Source organism: Hyunsoonleella sp. J2K-J805 (genome assembly GCF_057167125.1).
Genome location: NZ_CM169901.1, coordinates 1,581,646 through 1,592,238, shown reverse-complemented (window position 1 = coordinate 1,592,238; position 10,593 = coordinate 1,581,646). Strand labels below are relative to the sequence as shown.

The 10,593-nt window shown below is 34.7% G+C and carries 7 protein-coding genes; 1 reads left to right on the top strand and 6 read right to left on the bottom strand.

Annotated elements, in window-relative coordinates:
• Positions 1-2: 2 nt before the first annotated feature.
• The 5 genes from AC1B0Z_RS06980 to htpG form a co-directional block, all read right to left on the bottom strand.
• Entirely contained in the window at positions 3-890 is an 888-nt protein-coding gene (locus AC1B0Z_RS06980; RefSeq protein WP_483794899.1) for an ABC transporter ATP-binding protein, read from the bottom strand.
• Positions 891-1,235: 345 nt separating this feature from the next.
• The gene (locus AC1B0Z_RS06975; RefSeq protein ID WP_483794898.1) at positions 1,236-1,628 is read right to left on the bottom strand and encodes a hypothetical protein; all 393 of its coding nucleotides are present in this window, start codon (positions 1,626-1,628) and stop codon (positions 1,236-1,238) included.
• Between the two features lie 56 nt (positions 1,629-1,684).
• Positions 1,685-2,365, bottom strand: a complete 681-nt coding sequence (locus tag AC1B0Z_RS06970; RefSeq protein ID WP_483794897.1) for a HupE/UreJ family protein — start codon at positions 2,363-2,365, stop codon at positions 1,685-1,687.
• Positions 2,362-3,510: a DUF4198 domain-containing protein gene (locus tag AC1B0Z_RS06965; protein ID WP_483794896.1), complete on the bottom strand. Its 1,149-nt coding sequence runs from the start codon at positions 3,508-3,510 to the stop codon at positions 2,362-2,364. Before AC1B0Z_RS06965 ends, AC1B0Z_RS06970 begins: the two co-directional genes overlap by 4 nt.
• Before the next feature lie 221 nt (positions 3,511-3,731).
• On the bottom strand, positions 3,732-5,642 hold the full coding sequence (htpG, locus tag AC1B0Z_RS06960; protein ID WP_483794895.1) for a molecular chaperone HtpG: 1,911 nt from the start codon (positions 5,640-5,642) through the stop codon (positions 3,732-3,734).
• A 627-nt stretch (positions 5,643-6,269) separates the two neighbouring features.
• On the opposite strand from htpG, the gene AC1B0Z_RS06955 reads away from it, so the two are divergent.
• Positions 6,270-7,277, top strand: coding sequence for a 3-oxoacyl-ACP synthase III family protein (locus AC1B0Z_RS06955; protein WP_483794894.1), 1,008 nt, complete (start codon positions 6,270-6,272; stop codon positions 7,275-7,277).
• A gap of 753 nt (positions 7,278-8,030) precedes the next feature.
• Here the strand turns inward: AC1B0Z_RS06955 and AC1B0Z_RS06950 are convergent.
• Positions 8,031-10,520 (bottom strand): TonB-dependent receptor, encoded by a 2,490-nt coding sequence (locus tag AC1B0Z_RS06950; protein ID WP_483794893.1) that lies wholly within the window; start codon positions 10,518-10,520, stop codon positions 8,031-8,033.
• Between the last annotated feature and the right edge of the window lie 73 nt (positions 10,521-10,593).

Below are 10,593 nucleotides of genomic sequence, written 5' to 3'. Positions count from 1 at the left end.
AATTATGCTAATGCAGTATCCATTCTAGATGAGATTTCCGCGAAGTATACATCCTCTAAATCAGCTTCACAAGCTTCGAAAGAACTGTCTGGTTTACTGTCATTAAGTACATGAATTACAGTGTCTCCACTTTTTAGATGGGTAGAAATTACTTGCATTTCTTGCCTGTAGTTTTCAATCTGTGACTTGTCAATGGTTTTTTTCCAAACTTTATCTTTAACACCTTCAATTAAAGTACTGGGTTTGCCTTGGGCAACTACTTCGCCCAAGCAAATAATAGCCATATTATTACATAGATTTGAAATATCATCAACAATATGTGTGGAAAGGATTACTATGGTGTTTTCACCAATTTCGCTTAGTAAATTATGAAAGCGTACACGTTCCGCAGGATCTAAACCAGCAGTAGGCTCATCCACAACTATTAGTTTGGGTTCTCCTATTAATGCCTGGGCAATACCAAAACGTTGTTTCATTCCACCTGAATAGGTGCCTAAGCTTTTATTTCTTACATTCCAAAGGTTGGTTTTGTTTAACAAAGATTCTACCAAATCCTTTCTTTCCCCTTTATTAGATATACCTTTTAATGTAGCGATATGGTTAAGCATATTATAAGAACTAATTTTAGGGTACACGCCAAATTCTTGAGGCAAGTACCCTAGAATTTCTCTTACTTTTGTTTTGTCTTTTAGAATATCAATATCATCTAGCGTAATTGTTCCTGAGTCTGCCTGTTGCAATGTTGCCAGAGTCCTCATAAGTGACGATTTTCCAGCACCATTAGGTCCTAAAAGGCCAAACATACCTTGCGGTATGTTGAGTGAAACGTTTTTTAAAGCATGCACACCGTTTGAGTAGGTTTTACTCAAATCTTTAATTTGTAATTCCATTAAACGAAGGTTTTTTTGATTAGTCTTTCTAAAAATAATCAAATATTTCTAATGGGGTTATAGGTGTAAGTGCTTAATTTATAGATAGGTGTGAATTGTAATGAAATAATGGTGAAATATTATAAAATGTTAATTTACGATTAGTTTTTGCCGAAGAACGATATTGTAATAATAGCTACCGTAATGATAATGCAAAAAAATTAAGTGGAACGTTGAGTAATTTTTGGATGCTAAGCTAACGCCTATGCCGATACTAATAATGAAACTGGCACCTAAACGTGCCAAAAGTTTCTTTGGGGAAATTATTAAGTTTCCATTTTTATCGGTTTCAACTTCATTTTAAATTTATTTACCAAACAACTCTTTTATCTCAGGTTTTGTAAGTTCAATTAGTGTAAATACGCCCAGAACAATTCCAAGTACACCAGTTAAGCAATTAACTATGGCAATAGTAAAAATGAAGTTGTAGTTTTTGATTTCCTTGAAATATTTTGAAGCTAATAGATTTAAAATACCAATTGCAACACAAGCGATAATGCCCACAATACCTATAGCCACAAATATCCACCCGAAATTGAATGGCAAATCAACCTCTTGTTGAGAGCGCTCTATAGCTGTATTAAAGAACAACCCCATACCTGCATAAAATATGAAGAACAGAGAAAAGCAGATGGTTAAAATACCTTTGATAAGGTAAAGGATTCTAAAGGTGTTTAGGTTGTTTGGTTTTGTTTGCATTTTATTTTTTTTAGTTACATGTAATTAATTCTTATTTTGATTTACTCTCAAAATTATCAATGTTGACTAAAGTAACCATATAATTGATACATAAATAAACATACTCCCGCTAATACAAGATACCAATTAACCGCTTTATAGAACGCAGGAAACTGTTTGTGCTTTCGTGAGAGAGTAATGATGAAAACGATTGGAATTAAAGCTAGTATTTGTCCTACTTCTACACCTAGATTAAAACACAAAATTTTTCCTAGAAATTGTTCCTGCCCCATATCAAAGGACTGCAGTCTTGTAGAAAGTCCGAAACCATGAATCAACCCGAAAAGGCCTACCATGAGTAGCAAGTTGGGAGACTTTAACTTCAATTTTTCAAAACCATTCAAATTCTCAAATCCTTTATAAAAAACACTTAGGGCAATTACCGCATCAACTAAATGTTCATTTGCCGTAATTCCCAAGTAAGTAGCACTTATTAAGGTGGTACAATGCCCTATAGTAAATACTGTAATGAACTTTAGGATGTCTTTAAAGCTATTTAAGTAAAATATAACACCAGCTAAAAAGAGCAAATGATCATAACCTGTAAGCATGTGTGTTGCACCTACCCTAATGTAAGCCCACAGGCCACCGTTACGCAAAAGCTCTTGGTCGGCACTTGTAACGTCATGTGCAAATCCCAATAAAGGGATGAATACCAATATTAGAATTAATTTCTGCTCAATTTTTTTTTGTCTCATTGTTCTTTTTTTCTAAAAATAAAGAATAGCGACCCTATGAATAGAACACTCCCCATAATAAAAATCCAAGTAGGAATTCCTTTTTCATGATGATGGTCTTCATGTGTGTTCGTGCTTGAACTATGCTTATGCGTTACTTCAAATGTTAACGTAGCCCATTTAGATTCATGGGTTAATTCGTCGCTATCTGAAACATTAACCATATAAATTGTACGCAAGTAATAGATGCCATCTTCAGGTAGGTTTACGCTAACAATACCTTTATCATCAGTACTTAGTTGTTGACCGCTATCGTGAGTATGATTATCTGTATTTGTTTTGGGCTTATCAGCATGCTTGTGGTCATGCTCATGAGAATGTCCGTTATCGGAATGATCATGGGAATGATCCTCGTCTGAATGCGTATGGCTATGATCTTTTTCATTATCCTTGTGGGAGTGGTCGTCGTGTTTGTGCTCATGACTGCTTTCGTGATGGTTACTGTGGTTAACTCCGATATAATTGGCATATACCAACTGATTTGAGAGAGGTTTACCATCTAACAGTAGCTGAACTTCTAGTGTTTCACCACTGTATTTTTCATAAGGGTTTGTTAGCGGAATGAATTCAATAGGATAACCAAATGCGGTTTTCCAATCCTCTGTTCTAGTATCTCCAACTTGATAAATGGCTTTTACATGTTTTTGGTAGCTTTCTACTGCATCTTGGTCTAATAATTTGTTATCCGTACGATATTTGAGCATGTCAAAAACACCATCATGTTCCAAATAGCTGTTAAATTTCTCTGCAGAGAGTTTTATATTTCTAGCCTTTGTTGAGACACCAACAACATAAGTTCCTGCTTCAATAGGAGTGAAGTCAAACTTAGTAATAGTACTGTCTTTATCTGTCCACTGGCTAGAATCTATTTGCTGTCTTACACCTTTATATAAAATAGAGGCGTCCAACATACGATCCCGAGTTATAATATTTTCACTCTTCTCAAACGTACCATTATAAAGGCTTAAGGTTGCTTTTTGATTAGGTTGTAAGAAATACGTTTCCATTTTAACGTATAAATCATGACTGCAAAGGAGTGTGATACCAAATATTATGAGAACAGGTTTGCATAGGTAACTCTTAAATAATTTGGGTATTTTCTTCATATTTAATTTCATATTGGCGGTTAATCGTTAATTTTTACATTCACATTTTTTGTAGTTCCCGACGCGCGTAGCAAAATATATCCTATCGACTTTAACGAAGGTAATGGAACATTTTTACAAAGTCAATACTATATAAAATAAAAAACCACCCTGCTTTAGCAAAGTGGTTCTAGATTTATTTAGAATGGATACAGAAACTAGTTCAGCATGACAAATAATATTTACTTTATCATCTCGTAACTACGCTTGATAAAGTTTGTTAACTCTTCACCTTTTAATAACCCTTGAGATAATCGGGCCAAATCTAAACTTTGGTTAATTAAACGTTCTTGTTTCTTTTTGGTTTTGGTGTTTAAAATTTCTCCAATTAAGTCTGAGTTTGTGTTCACCACTAAGTTGTACATTTCTGGCATATTACCCATACCAAACATACCACCGCCGCCAGTTTTTTGCATTTCTTTCATACGTCGCATAAACTCTGGTTGCGTGATGATAAACGGGTTTGCGTTGCTATCCATAGCTTCTAGTTGTACCATGAATTTTTCAGAAGGAATCACCTCTTTTAGTAATTCGTCCAAAGCTTTCTTTTGGTCCTCATCCAACTTTGAAATTTTGGTGTCATCCTTTTTAATTAAGTTATCAATGTGATCGCCATCAACACGGGCAAAAGAAATATTTTCTTTTGATGTTTCTAACTTCTGTATTAAGTGTGAAACTATTGGAGAATCTAGCAATAATACTTCGTAATCTTTAGCTTTTGCGGCTTCAATGTAGCTATGTTGCGCATCTTTATCAGACGCATAGAGAATCACCAATTTGTCATCCTTATCCGTTTGGTTTGCTTTAATCTTATCGTATAATTCTTGATAGGTATAATATTTGCCATCAACTGTAGGGTACAATGCAAAAGCATCTGCTTTTTCAAAGAATTTTTCTTCTGAAAGCATACCATATTCAATCACAATTTTGATATCGTTCCATTTGGCTTCAAAATCCTCTCTGTTGCTATTGAATAAGGATTTCAACTTATCCGCCACTTTTCTGGTGATGTAAGATGAAATTTTCTTAACCGCACCGTCGGCTTGCAAGTAAGAACGCGATACGTTCAATGGAATATCAGGCGAATCAATTACACCGCGAAGCATGGTTAAAAACTCAGGAACAATACCTTCAACGTTATCAGTAACAAATACTTGATTTTGATAAAGTTGAATTTTGTCCTTTTGAATTTGCATATCGTTACTCAACTTAGGGAAGTATAAAATACCGGTTAAGTTGAACGGATAGTCAACATTCAAGTGGATATTGAATAACGGCTCTTCAAACTGCATTGGGTACAGCTCTCTGTAGAAGTTGCTGTAATCCTCATCTTTTAAATCTGTTGGTTGTTTTGTCCAAGCTGGGTTTGGATTATTGATGATATCATCTACGGTGATTTTACGATGAGGTTCTGTAATTTCCTTACCGTCTTTATCTTTAGTAGTTTTTGGCTTGTGCTCTGGATCCTTTATTTCTTTCGTTCCAAATTTGATTGGAATAGGCATAAACTTGTTATACTTAGTCAACAATTCTCGAATACGAGACTCTTCAAGGAATTCTGTAGAATCTTCGGCAATATGAAGAATGATTTCCGTTCCTCTTTCGGTTTTGTTTGCCTTTTCCAAAGTAAATTCCGGTGAGCCATCACATGTCCAATGCGCTGCAGGTTCACCTTTAAAAGATTTAGTGATGATTTCAACTTTATCTGCTACCATAAAAGCAGAGTAGAAACCTAAACCAAAATGGCCAATAATGCCAGCATCTTTAGCAGAATCTTTGTATTTATCAAGGAATTCCTCGGCACCAGAAAACGCTACTTCGTTGATATATTTTTCAACCTCTTCAGCTGTCATACCCAAACCTTGATCTATAATATGCAGCTTTTTATTGTCTTTATCAATTTTAACTTCAATCTGCGGATTGCCATATTCCACCTTTGCTTCCCCAACATTTGTTAGATGTTTCAGTTTAAGCGTTGCATCCGTAGCGTTACTTATCAATTCACGAAGAAATATTTCGTGGTCGCTGTATAAGAACTTTTTAATTAACGGAAAGATGTTCTCTACTGATACATTAATGTTTCCTTTTGTCATGTTAAATAGTTTTATTGTCATTCTCGCACAGGCAAGAATCTATTAATCTTAAATTATTTTTGCTTTAACTATTTAGACAAAAAAAATACCAAGACCGTAAATATGACAAACTGACATTATTATTTAGAGTAGAATGTTTTTTCAATCGCGCTAATTGCTGTTTTGTGTACGACTAATTACTACAAAATAGCCTCGTTTTAATTAGAACAGTAACCAATAGCTTATTATGCTAATTTGAAATATGGCAAGAAGCATTAAGAGGTATATTACAATGTGGTTAATTCTGGGCTTTTCCATTTTCTTTTTGGGGCTTTAATTTTTCTTTTTATTTTTTGATGAGAACAAATCTACATACACAACAGAAAAAATAATGTAAAACTTAAGTGAACCTGAAAATACACAGCTAAAACGGAATTGAATTAGTTAATTCTTCGCAACGTAGAAGGGATAGAGCTGTTGCCCTTAAGTGTATGTTAGTTTATTAAAGGAGTAATTATCCTTAAAACGGAAAAATGAATGCTGAAAAGACAATAAGTTTACGATTTTAACTAGCTAAAAACGTATTTGTTTGGCGTTTTTTTAAAATGAAAGTTTATATTTACTAATAGATATAAATATTGAAATAAAATGTACAACTCTAGAATAATTGGCCTTGGTAAATACGTGCCAGATAATGTGGTGACAAATGATGATTTGTCCAAAATGATGGATACTAATGACGCTTGGATTCAGGAGCGTACTGGGATCAAGGAGCGTAGATGGATTAAGGAGGGCACTAAAGATACATCGGCGGTTATGGGTGCAAAAGCTGCACGAATTGCCATTGAACGTGCGGGGTTAACCAAAGATGATATAGATTTTATCGTTTTTGCAACACTCAGTCCCGATTATTACTTTCCAGGTTGTGGTGTACAAATTCAGGATATGTTAGAAATGCCTACTATTGGTGCTTTGGATATTAGAAACCAGTGCACAGGGTTTGTTTATGCAGTTTCAGTAGCAGACCAATTTATAAAAACAGGAATGTACAAGAACGTTTTGGTCATTGGTGCTGAGTTCCATTCTGGAGGATTAGAGAAGTCTACCAGAGGTAGAAACGTAACTGTAATTTTTGGTGATGGAGCAGGAGCCGCGGTGATGAGTAGAACTGAGGATAATACAAAAGGCGTATTGTCGTCCCACTTGCATTCTGAAGGAAAATATGCCGAGGAGTTAGTTGTTGAGGGGCCAAGTATTAAGCACTGGGTGCCAGAAATTTTAGAAGCTAATGATCCTGATGACACATCTTATTACCCGTATATGAATGGACAATTTGTTTTTAAACATGCAGTAGTGCGCTTTAGTGAGGCAATTGTTGAAGGCTTACAGGCAAATAATCTTCAAAAGGAAGATATCGATATGTTGATTCCACATCAAGCAAATCTGAGGATTTCTCAATTTATACAAAAGAAGTTTGGATTGCGCGACGACCAAGTATTTAATAATATTCAAAAATATGGTAACACTACTGCCGCATCGGTAATTATAGCTTTAACCGAAGCTTGGGAAGAAGGTAAGATAAATGAGGGCGATACCGTGGTTTTGGCGGCTTTTGGTAGTGGTTTTACCTGGGGTAGTGTTATTATGAAGTGGTAAATTCCTGCGGAAGCAGGAATCTTTTTAAACGTTTTCTAGGCAATTTTTATAATTATACGATATATATTTTTATAAAATTTTGCCAAATGAGAATGAATTTTGAGATTGAAATGAGCAATCTCCAAAATTTGAGAGTATCTGTTAACTTGCTTACCGATACCTGTTTACCGAAAGTCATATAGGAAATTTTGTCTTTTAAATTGTTCTCGATGCGATTTTAAAACAGAAATCGAACTGACATGTTGTTTTCTTTTCTAGTCAAAATACATAATAGGTTATGATTAAATAAAAAACAAAACTCCGAAACTGGTATTTTCATACAGTTTCGGAGTTTTTAATGCTATTAACCACCTAGTTTCAATTAACACAAATTTTGAAAAGAGAAGCTCTTATGGCTTAGTTAGATGATAATAGCAAAACAAATACTTTAAGTTGAGTTATTCTCACCCAGTTCATACGAAAATAAAACTCGAAATTTGTTGGAATTCCGAGTTTATATGCGCTTAAGCGCACTAACCGTTTTAATGAATTCTTATAATAAAGCGACTAACTCAAATAATTACTAAATACGGTTTTTGGTTGTTATAGAACGTTTGGAATGGGTTATTATTGTAGCTGTTTTTAATTTTAACGAATTTTAACATTCTTATTGGAGATATATAAAACAAACCCCCGAAGTTTCACTTCAGGGGTTCTATTTAATAATCTAAACATAACACTAACCATCAACTATTATCAGATTATTAAAATAATTTATAGGAAGCCTCCGCTACCTTGTTTCGTGTTGTCGTCTCTTTGTTTTCTGCGTAGAGCTCTATATTTTCCACCTCCAAATCTATAAGATAAAGCAATGTTCCAAGTATTACTTTCCCAGTTAAACTGTCCTTGACTAGGGAAAGGTGTAACACCATCAAATTCAAAATTCATTGTGTTTAGGATATCACTATAATTGAAGCTAAATGTGGCACGTTGCTCTTCCAAAAACGAATATCGCATCCCCATATTAAGCATAAACATAGGTTTTCTGGTAAACTGAATCCCTTTTTCTTCGCCGCGATACATAGTAAATAACGAAAAATTTAATTTTTTAGTGGCCTTAAAATTGTTAAATAATCTTAAATTCCATACGATATTATCCACCTTTGTATTTTGAGCTATAATATCGGCTTCTGTTGCATTTGGTAAGTCATCGGTATCTATTATTTCGGTAATGCCTCTCTGTTCTTGAGAATACAAGTCGAAACTACCATTTAAACTCCACCATTTTGTTGGTCTATAGTTACTGGAGAGTTCTACACCATAAGCGGTAGTGTTGTCAAAATTGTCAAACGTTAAAATGGTGTTTCCAGCAGGAATATTATTCCTATCTATACGTACAAAACGATTGATGTTGTCTTCTATCAGTCTCCCAAAAATACCAGCGGTTATAGTTCCCTTTTTTAGTTTACGTGTGTAGTTTATCTCAACTGAATTTGTAAACTGAGGCAATAATTCTGGATTTCCAAATGAAGACACTCTTGGTGTGGCCCATTCCCTAACAGGGTTTACTTGTTGTAGCCCTGGTCTGTCTACTCTGCGGCTAGCACTAAATTGATAGGTGTTTTTATCCGAGGCCTTATAGCTTACAAAAATTGAAGGGTATACTTGGAAATACTCATTTTCAAAAGGGAAAGACGCTGTTGTGTCGTCACTAAAAATTTGAATTGCATCTGCATCTTCAAGCACCTGTTCAAAACGTGCGCCTACTTGATAGTTCCACTTTTCATTTATGGTTCTTCCGTAGGTAAGGTATGCGGAGAAAATATCTCTATTATACTCAAAATCAGTACTTGGTGTTGGTGTGATATTGCCTTGTCCATCAAAGGTTAGTCCGCTAGATTCGTAATCTACATCAGAATTAAAAATGCGCGCTTCCAATCCTACTTCTAATTTTGTTTTTTCATTTAATGGATTTACATAATCCACATTAATAAAAGTTTGATCTCTTTTAGTGTCAACCATATCTGTGTAGTTCGGAGGAAAGCTGAAGTTTCTAAAATTGAAATTTGCAATTTCGTCATTTTCAAAATTGTTATGGTCTATTTCTATATCTAGCGTTTCGTCTTCCTCCTCATTAAAGGTGTGCTTATAAGCTACGTTATATTGGCTGGAGATATTGTCTGTAATGTTATCAAAAAGTTGGGCTTGGTTAATAGGGCCTGGGAATGTAAGGAAGGTGTCGCCAAAACCGTTTCCACTAAAGGTGTTTTGGTTGGTAAATACCGAAATGGTGTTTTTGTCATTCATATAGAAGTCTACACCAAATTTGTATAAATGCGATTGGTTGTTATTGAAAAACTTGAAGTCTTGACGGGAATCGTCATCAAGTCTGTCAATAAAGCCAAAGTTGTCATACTTGCCTATATTGTTGCCGTAGTTACCGTAGAAGTTGAATTTACCATTACGGTAGTTCATATCGATAGAACTATTAAATTTTGCAAAAATTTCCTTGGTAACGCCAATATTAAAGTTACCGTTGAATCCAATTTGGGTATTCTTATGTAGTTTAATATTAATAATACCACTCATCCCTTCTGGATTATATTTCGCTGACGGGTTTGTGATAAGTTCAATAGACTTAATAGATGTAGAAGGGATCTGTCTTAAAAGTTGCGCTACGGGCACATTACTTAATTTACCATCTACCATTACACGAACATTTTCATTTCCTCTCAAACTGATATTACCTGTTTGTTGGTCTACGTTAACAGATGGTAGGTTATTCATGATGTCGCTCGCCGTAGGTCCGGCAGTGGTAAGGTCTTTGCCTATAGTAATTACTTTTCTGTCTACTTTTTGTTGAATGGTTGATACTTCAGCAACGACAGTTACTGCTTCTAAATTTTCAAGTTCTTCTTCAAGATAAATATCGCCAAGATCTACTTTGTAATTGCCTCTTTTTAGCGCAACGGCTTTATTGTAGGTCTTATAGCCAATATATTGTATGCTTACGGTAACATTACCTTCCTCAATTTTTTCAATTTTAAAAGATCCGTCATCTAGGGTAATGCCACCGGTTAAGGTTTCTCCCGTTGTATTTTTGATAATAACGTTTACATACGGTAAGGGTTGTTTTAAATTTGCGTCTAAAACTCTCCCTGAAATCGTGCCTTTTTTTGCATCATTGGGATCTGTTGAATTTGCGTAAACTGACAGTGAAAAAAAAGCAAATAAAAGAATGCTTAATGTAATGGTCTTTTTCATTTGGATTGATTAGTTTGATTGATGATGTTTATAGTTAACAAAGAGACGCCCCTTTTGGAATAATGTTACTAGT

Bases quoted from the DNA above. Each gene is read 5' to 3' on its own strand.
- htpG (WP_483794895.1), bottom strand. From the start codon at position 5,642: ATGACAAAAGGAAACATTAATGTATCAGTAGAGAACATCTTTCCGTTA.
- AC1B0Z_RS06980 (WP_483794899.1), bottom strand. From the start codon at position 890: ATGGAATTACAAATTAAAGATTTGAGTAAAACCTACTCAAACGGTGTG.
- AC1B0Z_RS06970 (WP_483794897.1), bottom strand. From the start codon at position 2,365: ATGAGACAAAAAAAAATTGAGCAGAAATTAATTCTAATATTGGTATTC.
- AC1B0Z_RS06955 (WP_483794894.1), top strand. From the start codon at position 6,270: ATGTACAACTCTAGAATAATTGGCCTTGGTAAATACGTGCCAGATAAT.
- AC1B0Z_RS06965 (WP_483794896.1), bottom strand. From the start codon at position 3,510: ATGAAGAAAATACCCAAATTATTTAAGAGTTACCTATGCAAACCTGTT.
- AC1B0Z_RS06950 (WP_483794893.1), bottom strand. From the start codon at position 10,520: ATGAAAAAGACCATTACATTAAGCATTCTTTTATTTGCTTTTTTTTCA.
- AC1B0Z_RS06975 (WP_483794898.1), bottom strand. From the start codon at position 1,628: ATGCAAACAAAACCAAACAACCTAAACACCTTTAGAATCCTTTACCTT.